This is a genomic window from Streptomyces sp. NPDC028910 (assembly GCF_055564955.1).
Genome location: NZ_JBVHVF010000014.1, coordinates 34,490 through 52,618, shown reverse-complemented (window position 1 = coordinate 52,618; position 18,129 = coordinate 34,490). Strand labels below are relative to the sequence as shown.

Below are 18,129 nucleotides of genomic sequence, written 5' to 3'. Positions count from 1 at the left end.
CGCTGAGACGTCCTTCTGGGGGATGAACAAGACGATCAGGCGTGCGTCGGTCTTCTGTCTGCTTCTGGTGCTGGCCCTGCTGGTCCGCGTCACCTGGGTGCAGGCATACCAAGGCCAGGCCCTCGCAGACGACAAGCACAACCGTCGGAACCTCATCGGGCAGTACGAGAACCCGCTGGGCAACATCATCGTGGGTGGGGAGGCGATCACCGGCTCGGCCAAGACGGGCGGCAAGGACTTCGGCTACAAGCGGACGTATGTCGACGGTCCCCTCTACGCGCCGGTCACCGGATACAGCTCCCAGGCCTACGGCACCACCATGCTGGAGGGCATCTACAAGAACGTCCTCAACGGCTCCGACAGCCGGCTGAAGACGGTCATGGACATGCTCACCAACAAGCGGGCCGCTCCGGGCAACGTCCTGACCACCATCGACAAGGACGTGCAGAAGGCCGCCTACGACGCCCTCCAGGGCAAGCAGGGCGCCGCCGTGGCCATCGACCCCGCGACCGGCGAGATCCTCGCCGTGGTGAACAACCCCTCCTTCGACCCGGGCAGCATCGCCGGCGCCAATGACGAGAAGGCCTGGACCGAGCTCTCCGCCGACAAGGGCAAGGCCATGGAGAACGTGGCGCTCCGCAAGCCCCAGGCACCCGGCTCCACCTTCAAACTGGTCACCCTCGCCGCGGCGATCGAGAACGGGCTGGTCACCAACATCGACCAGCAGACCGGCATCCCCGACCCGTACACGATCCCCGGCACCCGCACCCCGCTGCCCAGCGAGGCGGGCTCCGCGGCCTGCAACAACGTCTCGGTGCGCACCGCCCTGCGGCTGTCCTGCAACAACGTCTTCGCCGAGCTCGCGTCCAAGCTCGGCCAGGACAAGATGCGCGCGACGGCCGAGAAGCTCGGTTTCAACGCGCAGATCGACACCCCGGTCCGCACCAACCCGCCGAGCAAGTACCCGTCGAAGAAGATGTCGATCGACCAGGTCGCGCAGACGGGCATCGGCCAGTTCGACGTGCAGGCCACCCCGCTCCAGATGGCGATGGTGACGGCCGCGATCGAGAACGGCGGCAAGCTCGTCGCGCCGCACATGGTCTCCGAGGTCACCGACGCCAACGGCAACGTGCTGGAGAGCTTCAAGGACCCGAAGTCCCAGCAGGTCATGAGCGAGAAGACCGCCTCCATGGTCCGGGACGCCATGCGCACGGTCGCCACCGAGGGCGGCGGCAAGCCGGCCCAGGTGGCGGGCGCCGAAGTGGGCGGCAAGACCGGCACCGCCCAGCGCGGCGTCAACAACAGCCTCGCCCCGCTGGCGTGGTTCACCTCGTACGGCAAGCTGAAAGACAAGCAGATCGCCGTGGCCGTGGTGATCGAGAACTCCGACACCGACCGCTCCGAGATCGGCGGCGGCAGGCTGGCCGCCCCCATCGCCCAGAAGATGATGGAGGCGTGGCTGAAGAAGTAGCCACGCCGCGGCACTGCCGACGCGCCGGGAACCGCCGAGGCTCCCGGCGCGTTTCCTTTCCCGTGATCCCCATGATCCCCGTGGTCCCCGTGATCAGAACCGCGCAGCCCGCCGACCTCGACGCCATCGCCGCCCTGCACACCCGGGCCCGCGCCACCTACTACCGGGGCCACATCCCCGAGGAGGCCTACGCCGGCGACGCCGAACTGGCGCGGACCCGCGAGGGCTGGTGCCGGGCCGTCGCCCGCGACGCCGCCGAGGGCGGGGTGCTCTGCGCCGAGCAGGCGGGCGAGCTCACCGGGGTCGCCGCCTTCCGCACGAAGGACGGCGAGACCACCCTCACCCAGCTCCACGTCGACCCGGTCCACTGGCGCCGGGGCACCGGAGCCGCCCTGCACGCCGCCTGCCTGGACGCCTGGCGCCGCGCCGGAATCCGCCGGGCCCGCCTGGAGGTCTACGAGCACAACCTGCGCGCCCAGGCCTTCTACGCCACCCACGGCTGGCTCCCGGACCCGTCCGCCGCCCGCTCCGGCAGCCACCGCACCTTGTGGCTGCACGTCGGCCCCCGGCCCGCCCCGCCCGCCCCGCCCGGGGGACGAGGCCGGGCGGAGACCGGCTGACCAGACGCTCCGGATGCACGGACGGGCGTTCGCGGAGAAGCTGGGAGCGACAGGCAATCCGTAGAGAGGACTCTTCATGTCCATGCTCGACAAGCTCAAAGGTCTGATCAAGGGGCACCCGGACCAGGCCCGCCAAGGAGTCGAGAAGGCCGGAGATGCCTTCGACGCGAGGACACAGAACAAGTACCAGAGCCAGGTCGACACGGCGCAACAGAAGCTCAACGACCAGATCGGCAACCAGCCCCCCACCGACGGCGAGCGCCCGCCCCAGCGCTAGGACGAGCCTCCGAAGGTGTGTATGCAGCCCCGGATGACCATGAGTCATCCGGGGCTGCACTGGCCGGCGTACGCCCCGTCCGGGGAATGAGAAGGGGCGGCGGATGGTTGAACCGCAAACCGTTTGCCCCGAACCCGGAGAGAAGAAGGATCATGCGCGTCGAGATCTGGAGCGACATCGCCTGCCCCTGGTGCTACATCGGCAAGGCCCGTTTCACCAAGGGGCTGGCCGGATTCGCGCACCGTGACGAGGTGGAGGTCGTCTTCCGGTCCTTCGAGCTCGACCCGGGCGGCGCCAAGGGTGTCACCGCCCCCGTCGTGGAGGTGCTCGCCAAGAAGTACGGCCGCACCCTCGACGAGGCGCGCGGCATGGAGGAGCACGTGGCTGCCAGCGCCCGCGCCGAGGGGCTGGAGTACCGGACCGAGGGCCGTGACAACGGCAACACCTTCGACATCCACCGCCTGCTGCACCTGGCCGACGCCCGGGGCCGGCAGGAGGAGCTGCTCGACCTCGTCTTCCGGGCCAACTTCGGTGAGGAGCGTTCCGTCTTCGACCCCGAGGTGCTGGTCGCGCTCGCCATCGAGGCCGGGCTGGACGAGGCCGAGGCCCGCGCCGTCCTCGCCGACGACTCCGCCTACGCCGACGAGGTCCGGGCCGACGAGCGCGAGGCCGCCGAGCTGGGCGCGAACGCCGTGCCCTTCTTCGTCCTCGACCGCCGCTACGGGATCTCCGGCGGGCAGCCGGCCGAGGTGTTCACCCGGGCCCTGGAGCAGGCGTGGGCCGGGCGCGAGATCGAGGAACCGGCCGGCGCGGCCGGGGCGTGCGAGCCCGACGGAGCGTGCGCGGTGCCCAAGTCATAAGGATGACTTGGGGTGAAGGAAGGGAATCCGGCAATGGACTTTGAGTTCTTCCTGGCGCAGAGTTGAAGGCATGGATCTTCCTCTCGCCGAAGCGGCACGTGCCGAGTTCGCTCCCTCCACCGCCTACCTCAACACCGCCAACTGCGGCGTCCTCCCGCGCCGCGCCGTCGCGGCCGTACGGGAGCTGGCCGAGGCGGCGGGGGCGGCGACCCCCGCCGGATTCGGCGACTTCGACCGCGTGAGCCGGGTCCGGGCCGCCTTCGCCCGGCTGGTCGGGGTGGACACCGAGCGGGTGGCCCTCGGTTCGGCCGTGGCCACCCATGTCGGCCTCGTCGCGGCGTCGCTCCCGTCCGGCGCCGAAGTCCTCTGCGCGGAGGGCGACTTCGCCTCCGTCATCAACCCCTTCGTGGTGCGGGGCGACCTCAAGGTGCGCTTCGCGCCGCTCGAGTCCGTCGCCGAGGCCGTCGGGCCGGACACCGCCCTGGTCTCGCTGAGCGCCGTACAGTCCGCGGACGGGCGGATGGCCGACCTGGCCGCGGTGCGCGCCGCGACGACGGCGCACGGGGCGCGGATGCTGGTGGACGCGACCCAGGCCGCGGGCTGGCTGCCCTTCGACGCGTCGCCGTACGAGTACACGGTCACCGCCGGCTACAAATGGCTGCTCGGCGCCCGCGGGGCCTCGTACCTCACCGTGTCGCAGGAAGCCCAGCAGACCTTGACCCCGCTGCACGCCGGATGGGTGGCGGCGCAGTCCATGTGGGACGCCACCTACGGGCCGATGCCGCAACTGGCCGACGGGGCGCGGCGGTTCGACGAGTCCCCGGCCTTCCTCGCCTACCACGCCGCCGAGGCCTCGCTGGCCCTGCTCGAGCGGATCGGCATCGAGGCCGTCCACGCCCACGACACCGCCCTGGCCGCCCGCTACCGGGCCGGGCTCGCCCGCCTCGGCCACGAGCCCGTGCCCGGCGAGGCGGCCATCGTCTCGGTGCCGGGCCTCGCCGGCCGGCAGCCCGCCCTGCAGGCGGCCGGCATCGTCACATCGGCCCGTGCGGGCGCCCTGCGGGCCTCGTTCCACCTCTACACCACGGAGGCGGACGTGGACCGGCTCCTGGATGCCCTGTCCACCGCGCCCTGACACCCGCTGCGGAGCCCAGCGGGTGCCGGGCGGGGCCCTCGCGGGAGCCCGTGCCCCGTCCGCACGTACAGTGCCGACATGAGCGATGTGCTGCACGTGAAGGGGCGGGTGCTCGTCGGGCCCGACGAGGTCCGGGACGAGCTCTGGGTGGTCGGCGGCCGGGTCTCCTACGAGCGCCCGCGCGGGGCCGGCGAGGTCACCACGGTGACCGGCTGGGCCCTGCCCGGGCTGGTCGACGCGCACTGCCACGTGGGTCTGGACGCCCACGGTCCGGTCGACGCCGCGACCGCCGAGCGCCAGGCCCTCACCGACCGCGACGCCGGGACGCTCCTCATCCGCGACGCCGGATCGCCCTCCGACACCCGCTGGATCGACGACCGCGAAGACCTGCCGAAGATCATCCGGGCCGGTCGGCACATCGCCCGTACGCGCCGCTACATCCGCAACTACGCCCACGAGATCGAGCCCGCCGACCTCGTCGCGTACGTGGGCCGCGAGGCGCGGCGCGGCGACGGCTGGGTGAAGCTGGTCGGCGACTGGATCGACCGCGACGCCGGGGACCTGACGGCCTGCTGGCCGCGCGCCGAGGTCGAGGCGGCCATCGCCGAGGCGCACCGGCTGGGCGCCCGCGTCACGGCGCACTGCTTCGCCGAGGACTCGCTGCGCGACCTGGTCGAGGCGGGCATCGACTGCGTCGAACACGCCACCGGCCTCACGCAGGACACCATCCCGCTGTTCGCGGAGCGGGGGGTCGCGATCGTCCCCACGCTCGTGAACATCGCGGGCTTCCCGAAGATGGCGGCGGGCGGCGAGGCGAAGTTCCCGCGCTGGTCGGCGCACATGCGCAGGCTCCACGAAGGGCGCTACGACACCGTCCGGGCCGCCTACGACGCGGGCATCCCGATCTACGTCGGCACCGACGCGGGGGGTTCCCTGCCGCACGGCCTGGTCGCCGCGGAGGTCTCGGAGCTCGTCAAGGCCGGGATCCCGCCGCTGGACGCCCTCTCGGCGACGGCCTGGGCGGCACGCGAGTGGCTCGGCAGGCCGGGTCTGACGGAGGGCGCGCCGGCGGACCTGGTGGTCTACGGCAGCGATCCGCGGGCCGACGTACGCGCGCTGGCGCAGCCGCTGCGGGTCGTCGTGAACGGCAAGGTCAGGGGCTGAGCGTCGGTGGACGCGGGCGTTGACGGCACGTGACGTCCGGGGCCCGGCGGTCGTTGTAAGTGCCCGCTCGGCAGCCCTTCCTGGGGCGGGAGGGAACTCCCGTTCTTCATGAGGCGAAGAAAATCGAATACATGCGTGGAAACCACCCTTTGGGGTGAACTCACTTCAGGTTGCCACCCGTTCACCCACAGTGCGTAAAGATTCCGGGGTCGAGGCCGTCGGCGCGCGCAATGTCCCCCATTGGCGGCGCGACGGCACCCATCTCCCCGGGGGTTCCACCACCTTGAACAGCAACACCTTCCGCATGCCCGCGGCCGTCCTGCTCGCCACGGGAGCGGTAGCCCTGCTCACCGCCCCGCCCGCTTCCGCCACGGGAGGCGGCGGAGCCGGGGGCGAGGGCAAGGCCGGCGCCGTTGTCCTGCGCGCCGGACTGGACGTCGGCCTGCTCAACAAGACCGTGCACGTCCCGCTGAAGGCGACCCTCAACGAGGTCAGCGCCCCGGCGACGGCCGAGAAGACGGCGCTCACCGTCACCCTCGACGGGGTCGAGGGGAACAAGCCGGTCAGCGTCTTGCGCGCCGACGTGGCCACCTCCAAGGCGACCGCCGACAAGACCCGGGCCGAGGCCGAGGCGAATCTCGCCAAGGCCTCGGTGCACGTGCCCGGGCTGCCGCTCCTCTCCCTGATCGAGGTGGAGAAGGTCACCTCCAAGGCCGTCTGCGAGGCGGGCAAGAAGCCGGTGGCCAGCGCGAACGTCCTCGGGACGGTGACGGCGCTCGGCAAGAGGGTCACCCTCGCGGCGGGCGGCCCCACCAAGGTCGAGGTGCCGGGCGTGGGCCTGGTCAGCCTGGAGCTGTCCGGTACGCAGACCACCTCCACCACGGCCGCCGCGGCCGCACTCCGCCTGAAGGTGTCGGTGAACCCGCTGAACCTGAACGTGGCGCAGGTGGAGGGCGAGATCGTGCTCGCCGAGGCGCACTGCGCGTCCCCGACGGGCCCGGCGCCGACCCCGTCCTCGACCCCGCCCGCGAAGCCGGACGTCAAGCCCCAGACCGGCACCGGCACGGCCATCGCATCCGGGGTCGCCGCCGACGCCAACCTGGCCGAGACCGGCGGCGGTTCACTGACCCCTTACATCGCGGGCGGGGCGCTGACCCTGCTCGGCATCGGCGGGGGCGCGCTCCTCCTCACCCGGCGGGGCAGGGCCTCGTAGCGGGGCCTCGTAGCGGGGCGGGCCTCGGAGAGCCGCGGGCCGAGCCGCCCGGAGAGCACACGGAGGGGAGTGCTCGACGGGTGGCCTGCTCGACGGGTGGCCTGCTCAACGGGTGGCGTGCTCCAGCCCCTGCCCGCCCGCGCCGCGTGACATCACGGCCTCGGTGACCTGCTGGTCGATCCGGGCGTACTCGCTGCGCTTCGCGGCCGGGAGCGTGGTGTCGGAGGCCGCGCAGGAGGCGCAGACGACGCGGAAGGGCGGCCCCATGTCCGAGTACTGCGTGAGGTATTCGGCCTTCACCACCTCCCAGCGGCCGGGACGGGCCGGCGCCGGGGCGAAGGTGAAACGGGGGACGGAGGACTGGTTGCCGCGCAGTTTGCCGGCCGGTACGAAGCTGGCGACCTGGTCGCCCATGCCGAAGACCACCCAGGTGCCGTTGATCTTCTCGTAGGGCTGCGGCACGTGGTTGTGCGTGCCGATGATCAGATCGATGTCGGGCAGGCCGTCGGCCGAGCGGGAGGCGGTCAGCGCCCGCGCCAGTTGCTTCTGCTGCTCGTCGGGCGCCGTCTGCCACTCGGTGCCCCAGTGGACGCTCAGCACCACCACGTTCGCGCCGCCCGCCCGGGCGGCGCGGGCGTCGGCGGTGATCCGGCTCTCGTCGATCAGGTTGACGGCCCACGGCTTGTCGTGGGGGAGCGGGATGCCGTTCGTTCCGTAGGTGTACGAGAGGTGGGCGACCCTCGCGCCACCGGCCGTCAGGAGGGCCGGGGCCTTGGCCTCCTCCGCGCTGCGGGCCGAGCCGACGTGCGCGATGCCCACCCGGTCGAGGTGGTCCAGGGTGCGGGTGAGGCCCTCGTAGCCGCCGTCCAAGGTGTGGTTCGAGGCGGTGGAACAGCCGTCGTACCCGGCATCCTTGAGGGCGTCCGCCAGCTGGTGCGGGGCTTTGAACAGGGGATAGCCGGTGTAGGGGCCGCCGGGGCGCCCGTACGGTATCTCGTGGTGGCAGATCGCCAGGTCGGCGGCGGAGACCAGGGGTTTGACCCCGGCGAGTATCTTCCGGAAGTCGTACTCCCCGGCCTGGCCGGCGTCCTGCGCCGACCGCTGGATGATCGAGGGGTACGGGATGATGTCGCCGGTCGCCACCAGCGTGAACGGGCTCCCGGCCGGGGCCGGGGCCGGGACCGGTGGCGCGCCGCTCGGCTCGGCGGGCCCGGTGTCGGGGGTGCCCCGGAGCCGTTGCTCCGCGGCCGGCGCGGAACCCTTGTCGAGCAGTCCCGGCACGACGAGGATCCCGCCGCCCACGACGGCCAGCCCGGCCGCGGCCGCGCCTATGCGCGCGGATGCCTTCATCGCTGCCCCCTGTTGCCACACGGCTTGCGCGGGGCCGGTGTGTTCTGCCCGCAGCCGTCATCGTAGGCGCGCTGCCCGAGCCGTGCCCTTCGGGAGCGGCGGTCGGGTCCCTCAGGGCGCCCACGCCGGGCCGCCCCGGCCGCCCCGGCCGCCCCGGCCACCCCGTGCCGTACCGGCGGCTGCCCGGCCCGGTGGCCACGCCGTGCTCCGGCCGGCTCGGGGATCGGCTCAAGGCGCGGTGAGCGCCAGGGCGTGGTCCAGGGCCTGGAGCAGCCGGCCCGTCGTCGCCCGGTCGCGGACCGCCAGCCGGAGCCAGGAGCGGTCCAGCCCCGGGAAGGTGTCCCCGCGGCGGACGGCGAAGCCGAGGGCACGCAGCCGGGTGCGGACCTCCGCACCGCCCGCCACCTGGATCAGGACGAACGGCCCCTGCGCCACCCCCGCGACCGTCACCTCGTCGAACTCCGCGAGCCCGGCCAGCAGGTGGTCCCGGTCCACCGCGATCCGCCGGGCCGCCTCCTCCGCCTCGGCCAGCGCCGCAGGGGCCACACAGGCCTCGGCCGCCACGAGCGCGGGGGTCGACACCGGCCACAGCGGCTGGGCGGCCGCCAGCTTCGCGATCACGTCCGGCTCGGCCAGCACGTAGCCGATCCGCAGCCCCGCCAGCCCCCACGTCTTCGTCAGGCTCCGCAGCACCACCAGTCCCGGCAGGTCCATCCGTCCCGCCAGGGCCTCGCGTTCGCCCGGGACGGCGTCCATGAACGCCTCGTCCACCACCAGGATCCGGCCCGGCCGGGCCAGTGCGGCCAGCGTCGCCGCGGGGTGCAGGACGGACGTCGGGTTGGTCGGGTTGCCGATCACCACCAGGTCCGCGTCCTCGGGCACGGCCGCCGGGTCCAGCCGGAACCCGTCCGCCGCCCGCAGCACCACCCGTTCCACGCGGTGCCCCGCGTCCCGCAGGGCCGCCTCCGGCTCGGTGAACTGCGGGTGCACCACGACGGGCCGTACGGCGCCCAGGGCGCGGGCGATCAGTACGAAGGCCTCCGCGGCCCCGGCGGTCAACAGCACCCGCTCGACCGGCAGCCCGTGCCGGGCCGCCACCGCCGCGCGGGCCGGCCGGCCGTCGGGGTACGCGGCGAGGTCCCCGAGGGAGGCGGCGATCCGCTGCTTGAGCCAGTCCGGGGGAGTGTCCGTCCGTACGTTGACCGCGAGGTCCACCAGCGCGGAGCCCGCGTCGATCACCTCCGCGTCCCCGTGGTGGCGCAGGTCGTGTGCCTGCGCCGTGGCCACCGCGCAGGTCGCCGCCACCGACCGCCGCTTGGGCACGAGGAGTTCCCCGCCGGCCGCGAGGGCCGCGGCCTCCGCCACCGAGGGGGTCCCGGCGGCGGTGCGCGCCGCGTCCGAGGGGTGCGGCACGGTGATCGCGGCCAGCTGCTGCGCGGGATAGCCGATCAGGGGTACGCCGAAACGTTTCGCCGCGCCCACCAGCCCGGCCTCGCCCGCCTTCGACTCCACCGTGGCCAGCGCCGTCACCGCCTGCGTGGCCAGCCCGGCCCCCCGCAGCGTCTCCTCGACCAGGGCGCAGACCTCCGCGACGGAAACCCCCGCGCGTCCGCCGACCCCGACCACCAGCTGCGTCGTGTACTCGCCCACTGGGGGTCCTCCCTCCGTAGTCACAGTCACAGTCACCGTCACCGGCACGTCACCGGCACCGGTCAGTCGTCAACAGCGCGACGCCCGCCACCCGCGCGCGGACGTGCGCGCGGAGCGAGGAGTCTGTATTCAGGGGCACATGGCCGTGATCGTGGCGTTGGGCGCGTTCCTGATGACCCTGGCGGGCGGGTGGACGGCGCTGCGCGTCACCGACCGCCGCCACCTCGTGCTGGGCCTGGCCGGCGGGCTCATGCTCGGCGTCGTCGGCCTCGACCTGCTCCCGGAGGCCATCCACGCGGCGGGGGCGGAGATCTTCGGCGTCCCGCTCGCCCTGCTGCTCTTCGTGGCCGGATTCCTCGCAGCGCACGTCGTGGAGCGGCTCCTGGCCGTCCGTCAGGCCGCGCACGGGGCCAAGAACGGGGCCGGGGCCGGGACCGGGACCGGGGCGGGAGCCCGCACCCCCCAGGTCGGGCTCACGGCGGCCGCCGCGATGGTCGGCCACAGCCTCGCCGACGGCGTGGCCCTGGGCGCGGCCTTCCAGGTCGGCGGGGGGATGGGTGTGGCCGTGGCACTGGCCGTCATCACCCACGACTTCGCCGACGGGTTCAACACGTACACGCTCACCAGCCTCTACGGGAACGCCCGCCGCAAGGCCCTGATGATGCTCTTCGCGGACGCCCTCGCCCCCGTCGTGGGCGCGGCGTCCACTCTGCTGTTCACCCTTCCGGAGGAACCGCTCGGCGCCTACCTCGGCTTCTTCGGCGGCGTCCTGCTGTACCTCGCGGCCGCCGAGATCCTGCCCGAGGCGCACCACAAGCACCCCGCCCTGTCCACGCTGATGTGTACGGTGGGCGGGGTGGCCGGAATCTGGCTGGTGGTGGGCATCGCGGACTGATCCCGGCCAGCGGACGGAGGTCACCGTCGCGCTGCCGCGGCTTCCGTGAAACGGCGGGCCACGGACGGCTCCGCCGCCCAGTGCGTGTGCAGATAGCTGGCATGCACACCCTGCTGTACGAAGCCCTCGACCCGGCGTTCCGGATGCGTGAACCCCCACGCGGGCGCGGCCCCCGCGCCCGGCGCGATCACCGTCCGGTGGAACTCGTGGCCGCGCAGCCGGGTCCCGGCCCGCGCGAGCGCGCTGTCGGACACCGCCACCGCCTCCCGGTAGCCCAGGGTGAGCCGATCCGACATCCGTGCGTCGGCGTCGAGCACCCCGCACATGGGCTTGCCGTCCAGCGACCGCGCGAGGTACAGCAGCCCGGCGCATTCGGCGGCCACCGGGCCTCCGGCCGCCGCGAAGTCGGCGACGGCCTTGCGGAGCGGTTCGTTGGCGGACAGCTCCGGCGCGTACACCTCGGGGAAGCCGCCGCCGATCACCAGGCCGGCGGTTCCCTCGGGCAGCGCCTCGTCCCTGAGCGGGTCGAAGGTGACGACCTCCGCCCCGGCGGCGGTGAGCAGCTCCGCGTGCTCGGCGTACGAAAAGGTGAACGCCGGCCCGCCCGCGACGGCGACGACCGGCCGCCTGCCGGGGCTCCGCCCCGGACCCCGCTCCTCAAACGCCGGAGGGGCTGGATCTGGCTGATGCAGTCCGCCCGGCGAGCCTCCGCCCGGCGGGCTGAATTGCCCGGAGGGCGATTCAAGCCCCTCCGGCGATTGAGGCGCGGCGTCCAGGGCGGAGCCCCGGCTGCGCGCCAGCGCAGTCGCCGGAGCCCAGGCCTCGCAGGCCAACTCCGGGGCAGTGCGGGCCAAGGACATCAGGGCCTCAAGGTCGCAGCCGGCCCGGACCTGTTCGGCCAGGGCCGCCACCGCGGCCAGCGCATCGGCGCGCCGCTCGGCCACCGGCACCAGCCCCAGGTGGCGCGAGGGCGTGGCCACCTGCGGAGCCCGCCGCAGGACGCCCAGCACCGGCGTCCCCGCCTCCTCCAGGGCCTCCCGCAGCATCACCTCGTGCCGGTCGGAGCCGACCTTGTTCAGGATGACGCCCCCCAGCCGCACCTGCGGGTCGAAGGACGCGAAGCCGTGCACCAGCGCCGCCACCGACCGCGACTGCGAGGACGCGTCGACCACCAGCACCACCGGTGCCCGCAGCAACTTCGCGACCTGCGCCGTCGAGGCCAGTTCACCCCGGCCCGCGGCCCCGTCGTAGAGCCCCATCACGCCCTCGACCACGGCGAGGTCGCACCCGGCGGCCCCGTGCGCGAACAGCGGAGCCACCAGCTCCGGCCCGCACATGAAGGCGTCCAGATTGCGCCCCGGCCGCCCCGTGGCCAGCGCGTGGTAGCCGGGGTCGATGTAGTCCGGCCCGGCCTTGTGCGGGGACACGGCGAGGCCGCGCTCCGAGAAGGCCGCCATCAGGCCCGTGGCGACGGTGGTCTTGCCGCTGCCGGACGACGGAGCGGCGATGACCAGCCGGGGAACGTTGAACGAGGTCACCACTCGATGCCCTTCTGGCCCTTCTGGCCGGTGTCCATCGGGTGCTTGACCTTGGTCATCTCGGTGACGAGATCCGCGAACTCCACCAGCTTCTCCGGCGCGTTGCGGCCCGTGATCACCACGTGCTGCGTACCGGGGCGGCTGCGCAGCACCTCGATGACCTCGTCGACGTCGATCCAGCCCCAGTGCATCGGGTACGCGAACTCGTCGAGCACGTACAGCTTGTGCGTCTCGGCGGCCAGATCGCGCTTGACCTGCTCCCAGCCCTCCTTGGCCGCCTGCTCGTTGTCGAGCTGCGCGTCCCGCTGGACCCAGGACCAGCCCTCGCCCATCTTGTGCCAGACGACGGAGCCGCCCTCGCCGGAGGCGCCGAGCACCTTGAGCGCGTTCTCCTCGCCGACCTTCCACTTCGCCGACTTGACGAACTGGAACACCCCGATCGGCCAGCCCTGGTTCCAGGCGCGCAGCGCCAGCCCGAAGGCCGCCGTGGACTTGCCCTTGCCGGGGCCGGTGTGGACGAAGACGAGCGGGCGGTTGCGGCGCTGGCGCGTCGTGAGTCCGTCGTCCGGAACGACGGACGGCTGTCCCTGAGGCATTACGCGGCCCTCCTGTTGCTGCTGTCGGGTGAGGCAGTGGATGCCACTGCGGTACGTACGTTCTTCACGAGTCCGGCCAGCGAGTCGGCCCGCAGCCCGTCGAGCGTGACGGCGGGCCCGCCGAGGTCGGTGGCCAGGACCCCGGCCAGCCCCAGCCGGACCGGCCCGGATTCGCAGTCCACGACCACGGAGGCCACGCCCCCGGCGGCCAGCAGCCGGGCGCTGCGCCCCGAGAGTTCGCGCGGGTCGCCGCCCGCGGGCCCGGCCGAGGTGGCCCGCCCGTCGGTGACGACCACGAGGAGCGGCCGGCGCGAGGGATCCCTGAGCCGCTCGATCCGCAGCACCTCGTGGGCCTTCAGCAGCCCGGCGGCCAACGGGGTGCGGCCGCCCGTCGGCAGCTGCTCCAGCCGGGCCGCGGCCGCGTCCACCGAGGACGTCGGCGGCAGCGCCAGCTCGGCGGTGGCCCCCCGGAAGGTGATCAGGCCGACCTTGTCCCGGCGCTGGTAGGCGTCCAGGAGCAGCGACAGCACGGCGCCCTTGACGGCGCTCATGCGCTGCCGGGCGGCCATGGAGCCCGAGGCGTCGACGACGAAGAGGACGAGGTTGCCCTCGCGGCCCTCCCGCGTGGCCTGGCGCAGGTCGTCCTTGCGGATCACCAGACCGCGCCCGGTGCGGCCGCGTGCCTGCTGGTACGGGGCGGCCGCCTGCACGGTGGCCGCCAGGTGCAGCTTCGTCAGCTGGCCGCGGGGGCGCTGGGCCCCGGTGGTCCGGCCGTGGGCGGTGCGGGCGCGCGACCGCCGTCCGGCCGCGCCCTCGCCGAGCCCCGGCACGCTCAGCATCTTGGTCCGGAACGGCTCGGCGGCCCGTACGGCGGCCTGTTCGGGCCCGCCGGCTCCTCGCGCGGAGGGCTGCGGGGCCTCGGGGGCGTCGGCGGGTGCGCTCTCGGTGGACTCCGGCTCCGGCGGGGCGTCGGACGTCCGGGGACCGCCACCCTGCGGGGGCACCCCGCCACCGCCGTCGGGGCCGCCGCCGTTGTCGTCGTCCGGGCCCTCGGGATCCGGGTCCGTGTCCGTGTCCGCGCCCGTGTCCGGGTCCGGGTCCGGGTCCGGGTCGGGCTCCGGATCCTCGTCGTCGAACTGGTCGAGGATCTCGTCCAGCTTGTCCTCGTCCAGGCCCGGCGCGTCGAAGGGGTTGCGGCGCCGCCGGTGGGGGAGCGCCAGCAGCGCGGCCTGCCGGACGTCCTCCTTCAGTACGGTGGTCCGCCCGGCCCAGGCGGCCAGCGCGGTGGCGGTCCGCGCCATCACGATGTCGGCGCGCATGCCGTCGACCTCGAAGGCGGCGCAGGTCGCGGCGACCTGGAGCAGCGCGGTGTCCCCGAGCCGGACCTGCGGCAGCAACGCCCGCGCGGCCACCACCCGGGCGCGGACCTCGCTCTCGTCACCGGCCCAGCGGGCGGCGAAGCCCGCGGGATCGTCCTCGTACGCGAGCCGGCGCCGCACCACCTCCACCCGCTGCGCGGGCTCGCGGGAGGCGGCGACCTCGACGGTCAGGCCGAAGCGGTCGAGCAGCTGCGGCCGCAGCTCGCCCTCCTCGGGGTTCATCGTGCCGACGAGCAGGAAGCGGGCGGCGTGGCGCACGGAGACGCCCTCGCGCTCCACGTACGAGGCGCCCATCGCCGCGGCGTCCAGAAGCAGGTCGATCAGGTGGTCGTGGAGGAGGTTGACCTCGTCGACGTAGAGGATCCCGCGGTGGGCGTCGGCGAGCAGACCGGGCTCGAAGGCCTTCACGCCTTCGGCGAGGGCCCGTTCGATGTCGAGGGCGCCGACGAGGCGGTCCTCGGAGGCGCCGACGGGCAGCTCCACCATGCGGGCCGGCCGGGCGCCGCCGGAGCCGGGCTCGTGCGGGCCGTCGGGGCAGAGCGGGTCCGGCGCGGTCGGCGCGCACGAGAACCGGCAGCCGGGAACCACCTCCACCGGCGGCAGCAGCGTCGACAGCGCGCGCACGGCGGTGGACTTGGCGGTCCCCTTCTCACCGCGCACGAGCACACCACCGACCGCGGGGCTCACGGCGTTGAGCAGGAGCGCCAGCCGCAGGTCGGACTGGCCGACCACTGCGGTGAACGGATAGGGCGTGCTCATGCCTTGCTCACTCCTTCGTGGGTGGTGCGGACCGTTGCCGTGCGCGGCGCCGTCGCCGGGGCTCCGCCCCGGACCCCGCGCCTCAAACTCCCCCAGACTCCGTCCGGGGGGACCCCCTGGCGAGGCTGAATTTTGCGGGTAGGGGAACAGCCCCGCGGGGCCCGGCCCCTCACGGCGCGCCCGGCGGGAGGAACGGCAGGCCACCCGGGGCTCCGCCCTCGATCAGCTTCAGCAGCGCGTCCGTGTCCGCGTGTTCCTCGATCAAGTCGCCCAGCAGATCGAGCTGTTCCTCCCGCAGGGAGGAGAACGACGTGTCCGGGGCCGGGACGAACCGGCGCCCGGCCGCCGAAGCCACCTCCCGCAGGAACGCCCGGCGGAAGCCGTCGGACTCCAGCGAGCCGTGCCAGTGGGTACCCCACACCGAGCCGACCCGGCACCCGTCCAGGAACGGCTCGCCGCCCAGGACCTCGGCCACGCCGTGGTGGATCTCGTACCCGTCGACGGGCTCGCCCAGCGCCGAACCGACCGGCCGCGCCAGGGTCTTCTCCCGCGCGAAGCGGACGCGTACCGGCAGCAGTCCGAGGCCGTCCACCGACCCCGCCCGCGATTCGACCTCGTCCTCGATGTGCTCGCCCAGCACCTGGAACCCGCCGCAGATGCCCAGGACCGGCCGCCCCTCGGCGGCCCGCCGCAGCAACGCGTCCGCGAGCCCGCGTTCGCGCAGCCAGGCGAGGGCCTTCACCGTGCCCCGGGTACCGGGTACGACGACCAGGTCCGCGTCGGCCAGTTCCTCGGCCCGGTCCACGAACCGCACCACGACCCCCGGCTCCGCCGCGAGCGCGTCGACGTCCGTGAAGTTCGACATCAGCGGCACCGCGCACACGGCGACCCGCAGCACGTCCTCGCCCACGGGCGGCGCCACCACGGACTCCCGTACCGCGCCGCGCAGGGAGACTCGCAGCCCGTCCTCCTCGTCGATGCCCAGCCCGTGCCGGAACGGCAGCACCCCGTACGTCGCCCGCCCCGTCAGGCCGCGCAGCATCTCCATGCCCGGCTCCAGCAGCGACACGTCACCGCGGAATTTGTTGACCACGTACCCCGCGATCAGCGACTGGTCCTGCGGGGAGAGCAGCGCCGTCGTCCCGAAGAAGGACGCGAAGACCCCGCCCCGGTCGATGTCCCCGACCACGACCACCGGGAACCGCGCGGCCCGCGCGATCCCCATGTTCACGATGTCGGTCCGGCGCAGATTGATCTCGGCCGGACTCCCCGCCCCCTCGCAGATCACCGCGTCATACGTGCCCCGCAGCTGCTCCAGGCAGTCCGTGACGATGCCGAGCAGCTGCTCCTGCCGGCCCCCGTGGTAGCCGCGTGCGCTCATCTCCCCGACCGGCTTGCCCAGCAGCACCACCTGGCTGCTGCGGTCGCTGCCGGGCTTGAGCAGCACCGGGTTCATCAGCGCCGTCGGCTCCACGCGGGCCGCCTGGGCCTGCATCGCCTGGGCGCGCCCGATCTCGGCGCCCTCCCGCGTGACGAACGAGTTCAGCGACATGTTCTGCGCCTTGAAGGGCGCCACCTTCACGCCCTCGCGGGCCAGCCAGCGGCAGATGCCCGCCGTGACCACGCTCTTGCCCGCGTCGGACGTCGTACCGGCGACGAGCAGTCCGCCGCCCCGCTTCGCGCCGCTCATGCGCGCCGCCCCCTCTTCGTCGTGCGCGACAGCAGCATCCGGGCCGCCACACAGGCCCCGAGCGCCAGCCAGGTCACCTGCCGCGACAGCCGTACCGCCCGCTCGATGTCCGCGACCTCCACCGGCCGCCCCGCCCCGCCGTTCAGCACGGCCCGGTGCTCGACCCGCCCGCCGTAGGCGAGGGTCCCGCCCAGCCGTACGCCGAGGGCCCCCGCGAAGGAGGCTTCCACGGGACCGGCGTTCGGGCTCGGGTGCGCGGCGGCGTCCGCGCGCCAGGCCCGTACGGCTCCCCGCCGGTCGGGGCCGGCCAGTACGGCGGCGACCGCCGTGAGCCGGGCGCCCGGCCAGCCCGCCAGGTCGTCGAGCCGGGCGGAGGCCCAGCCGTAACGCAGGTAGCGGGGCGACTTGTGGCCGACCATCGCGTCCAGGGTGTTCACGGCGCGGAAGGCCAGCAGTCCGGGGACACCGGCGACGGCGCCCCACACCAGGGCCCCCACCACGGCGTCGGAGGTGTTCTCGGCGACGGACTCCACGACGGCGCGGGCCATCTGCTGCTCGTCCAGGGAGTGCGGGTCGCGCCCGCACAGGTGCGGCAGCCGCTCCCGGGCCACCTCGGCGTCCCCCGCGGCGAGCGCCCCGCCGATGGCGCGGGCCTCGCGGCCCAGCGACGTACCGCCCACGACGGCCCAGGTGGCCGCGGCGGTCAGGGCGATACGGGCGGCCGCGGGCCGGGAGCGCACGGCGCGGGCGCCCAGCGCGCCGACGGCGGCCGCGCCCCCGGCGCAGATCAGGGTGTGGACGAGGCCGCGGGCGCGGTCGTCGCGCCACAGGGCGCGCTCGACGGCGGCGGCGGCTCGTCCGAAGGCGGCCACGGGGTGCCCTCGGCGGGGATCACCGAGGATCCGGTCGCCGATCAGGCCCGCCGTGACGCCGTACGCGAAGACGCGATCGGCACGCATGGTGGCAGGTATGTCCTCACTCAGGGTCCGCGCCCTGGTTCGACGTGTCCGGCGGCGAGAGTTCCTGGCTCCCGGGACGCACGCGCGGCGTGCGTTCTCCGGTGACAGTGGCGGGACCGCGCCGGATTCGCACCGGACTTCCTCTCCATGCCGCCGTGTTGGCTCGGGCAGTCCACCACGCACGTCGAAGGCCCGTCAACTCGCCGTTGACCTGCGGTGCGGCAGAGGGAGGTGAGAGGTAGGGGAGGGGCGGGGCATGCGAAAGCTCCCCCCGGGACGAACCCGGAGGGAGCCTTCACCACGCGGTGCCTCAGCTCAGGCGACGATCAGGTAGATCCCGTACGTCACGGCCGCCGCGACGAGCGCGAAGCAGACGTACGCGCCGCTGCGGGCCAGGGTCGCTGTGCCGCCCTGCTCGGTGGCGGCCTCGTGCTTGGACAGGCCCATCAGGCCCAGGGTGAAGAGGGCCACGAGGGCGACGGTGGCGGAGAGGCTGACCCCGAAGACGGAGCCGAGTGCTTCCCAGTCGATCTTCATACTGCCGCTTTCTGAATGTCTCGGTCTCGGTGTGTC

General features: G+C 73.8%; 16 protein-coding genes and 1 riboswitch. Of the genes, 8 read left to right on the top strand and 8 right to left on the bottom strand.

Features of this window, described 5'->3' with window-relative positions; all coding sequences use genetic code 11:
• The first annotated feature begins 22 nt into the window (after nucleotides 1-22).
• The 7 genes from ACZ4TV_RS18555 (at nucleotide 23) to ACZ4TV_RS18525 (ending at nucleotide 6,740) form a co-directional block, all read left to right on the top strand.
• A complete protein-coding gene (locus tag ACZ4TV_RS18555; RefSeq protein WP_468135739.1) occupies nucleotides 23-1,471 on the top strand; it encodes a peptidoglycan D,D-transpeptidase FtsI family protein in 1,449 nt (482 codons plus the stop codon).
• Between the two features lie 89 nt (nucleotides 1,472-1,560).
• Complete coding sequence (locus ACZ4TV_RS18550; protein ID WP_468135738.1) at nucleotides 1,561-2,091, top strand: GNAT family N-acetyltransferase; 531 nt, start codon at nucleotides 1,561-1,563, stop codon at nucleotides 2,089-2,091.
• A 76-nt stretch (nucleotides 2,092-2,167) separates the two neighbouring features.
• A complete protein-coding gene (locus ACZ4TV_RS18545; protein ID WP_468135737.1) occupies nucleotides 2,168-2,368 on the top strand; it encodes an antitoxin in 201 nt (66 codons plus the stop codon).
• A 152-nt stretch (nucleotides 2,369-2,520) separates the two neighbouring features.
• Entirely contained in the window at nucleotides 2,521-3,228 is a 708-nt protein-coding gene (locus ACZ4TV_RS18540; protein WP_468135736.1) for a DsbA family oxidoreductase, read from the top strand.
• A 70-nt stretch (nucleotides 3,229-3,298) separates the two neighbouring features.
• Entirely contained in the window at nucleotides 3,299-4,363 is a 1,065-nt protein-coding gene (locus ACZ4TV_RS18535) for an aminotransferase class V-fold PLP-dependent enzyme (RefSeq protein ID WP_468135735.1), read from the top strand.
• 78 nt (nucleotides 4,364-4,441) lie between these two features.
• Nucleotides 4,442-5,527 carry an amidohydrolase family protein gene (locus ACZ4TV_RS18530; protein WP_468135734.1) on the top strand — a complete coding sequence of 362 codons (1,086 nt, stop codon included), beginning with the start codon at nucleotides 4,442-4,444 and terminating at the stop codon, nucleotides 5,525-5,527.
• A gap of 283 nt (nucleotides 5,528-5,810) precedes the next feature.
• A complete protein-coding gene (locus tag ACZ4TV_RS18525) occupies nucleotides 5,811-6,740 on the top strand; it encodes an SCO1860 family LAETG-anchored protein (RefSeq protein ID WP_468135733.1) in 930 nt (309 codons plus the stop codon).
• Nucleotides 6,741-6,845: 105 nt separating this feature from the next.
• Here ACZ4TV_RS18525 and ACZ4TV_RS18520 read toward each other — a convergent pair whose 3' ends face one another.
• Both ACZ4TV_RS18520 and cobC read right to left on the bottom strand, forming a co-directional pair.
• Entirely contained in the window at nucleotides 6,846-8,090 is a 1,245-nt protein-coding gene (locus ACZ4TV_RS18520; protein WP_468135732.1) for a CapA family protein, read from the bottom strand.
• Between the two features lie 228 nt (nucleotides 8,091-8,318).
• On the bottom strand, nucleotides 8,319-9,740 hold the full coding sequence (gene cobC, locus ACZ4TV_RS18515; RefSeq protein ID WP_468135731.1) for an Rv2231c family pyridoxal phosphate-dependent protein CobC: 1,422 nt from the start codon (nucleotides 9,738-9,740) through the stop codon (nucleotides 8,319-8,321).
• A 139-nt stretch (nucleotides 9,741-9,879) separates the two neighbouring features.
• On the opposite strand from cobC, the gene ACZ4TV_RS18510 reads away from it, so the two are divergent.
• Complete coding sequence (locus ACZ4TV_RS18510; protein ID WP_468135730.1) at nucleotides 9,880-10,635, top strand: ZIP family metal transporter; 756 nt, start codon at nucleotides 9,880-9,882, stop codon at nucleotides 10,633-10,635.
• 20 nt (nucleotides 10,636-10,655) lie between these two features.
• On the opposite strand, the gene ACZ4TV_RS18505 is transcribed toward ACZ4TV_RS18510, so the two are convergent.
• From ACZ4TV_RS18505 to ACZ4TV_RS18480, 6 genes are all read right to left on the bottom strand, one after another.
• Entirely contained in the window at nucleotides 10,656-12,176 is a 1,521-nt protein-coding gene (locus ACZ4TV_RS18505) for a cobyrinate a,c-diamide synthase (RefSeq protein ID WP_468135729.1), read from the bottom strand.
• Nucleotides 12,170-12,769: a cob(I)yrinic acid a,c-diamide adenosyltransferase gene (gene cobO, locus ACZ4TV_RS18500; RefSeq protein ID WP_375933616.1), complete on the bottom strand. Its 600-nt coding sequence runs from the start codon at nucleotides 12,767-12,769 to the stop codon at nucleotides 12,170-12,172. The genes ACZ4TV_RS18505 and cobO overlap by 7 nt, the downstream gene beginning before the upstream one ends.
• A complete protein-coding gene (locus tag ACZ4TV_RS18495) occupies nucleotides 12,769-14,907 on the bottom strand; it encodes a putative cobaltochelatase (protein WP_468135728.1) in 2,139 nt (712 codons plus the stop codon). Before ACZ4TV_RS18495 ends, cobO begins: the two co-directional genes overlap by 1 nt.
• A gap of 169 nt (nucleotides 14,908-15,076) precedes the next feature.
• The gene (locus ACZ4TV_RS18490) at nucleotides 15,077-16,597 is read right to left on the bottom strand and encodes a cobyric acid synthase (protein ID WP_468135727.1); all 1,521 of its coding nucleotides are present in this window, start codon (nucleotides 16,595-16,597) and stop codon (nucleotides 15,077-15,079) included.
• Nucleotides 16,594-17,556, bottom strand: coding sequence for a cobalamin biosynthesis protein (locus ACZ4TV_RS18485; RefSeq protein ID WP_468135726.1), 963 nt, complete (start codon nucleotides 17,554-17,556; stop codon nucleotides 16,594-16,596). The genes ACZ4TV_RS18490 and ACZ4TV_RS18485 overlap by 4 nt, the downstream gene beginning before the upstream one ends.
• 36 nt (nucleotides 17,557-17,592) lie before the next feature.
• Nucleotides 17,593-17,748, bottom strand: a riboswitch (cobalamin riboswitch).
• Nucleotides 17,749-17,871: 123 nt separating this feature from the next.
• Nucleotides 17,872-18,093 carry a hypothetical protein gene (locus ACZ4TV_RS18480; RefSeq protein WP_468135725.1) on the bottom strand — a complete coding sequence of 74 codons (222 nt, stop codon included), beginning with the start codon at nucleotides 18,091-18,093 and terminating at the stop codon, nucleotides 17,872-17,874.
• Nucleotides 18,094-18,129: the final 36 nt, after the last annotated feature.

Coding starts and splice junctions, on each gene's coding strand:
- ACZ4TV_RS18535 (WP_468135735.1), top strand. CDS start 3,299: ATGGATCTTCCTCTCGCCGAAGCGGCACGTGCCGAGTTCGCTCCCTCC.
- ACZ4TV_RS18490 (WP_468135727.1), bottom strand. CDS start 16,597: ATGAGCGGCGCGAAGCGGGGCGGCGGACTGCTCGTCGCCGGTACGACG.
- ACZ4TV_RS18540 (WP_468135736.1), top strand. CDS start 2,521: ATGCGCGTCGAGATCTGGAGCGACATCGCCTGCCCCTGGTGCTACATC.
- ACZ4TV_RS18480 (WP_468135725.1), bottom strand. CDS start 18,093: ATGAAGATCGACTGGGAAGCACTCGGCTCCGTCTTCGGGGTCAGCCTC.
- ACZ4TV_RS18520 (WP_468135732.1), bottom strand. CDS start 8,090: ATGAAGGCATCCGCGCGCATAGGCGCGGCCGCGGCCGGGCTGGCCGTC.
- ACZ4TV_RS18555 (WP_468135739.1), top strand. CDS start 23: ATGAACAAGACGATCAGGCGTGCGTCGGTCTTCTGTCTGCTTCTGGTG.
- cobO (WP_375933616.1), bottom strand. CDS start 12,769: ATGCCTCAGGGACAGCCGTCCGTCGTTCCGGACGACGGACTCACGACG.
- ACZ4TV_RS18485 (WP_468135726.1), bottom strand. CDS start 17,556: ATGCGTGCCGATCGCGTCTTCGCGTACGGCGTCACGGCGGGCCTGATC.
- ACZ4TV_RS18545 (WP_468135737.1), top strand. CDS start 2,168: ATGTCCATGCTCGACAAGCTCAAAGGTCTGATCAAGGGGCACCCGGAC.
- ACZ4TV_RS18495 (WP_468135728.1), bottom strand. CDS start 14,907: ATGAGCACGCCCTATCCGTTCACCGCAGTGGTCGGCCAGTCCGACCTG.
- ACZ4TV_RS18510 (WP_468135730.1), top strand. CDS start 9,880: ATGGCCGTGATCGTGGCGTTGGGCGCGTTCCTGATGACCCTGGCGGGC.
- ACZ4TV_RS18530 (WP_468135734.1), top strand. CDS start 4,442: ATGAGCGATGTGCTGCACGTGAAGGGGCGGGTGCTCGTCGGGCCCGAC.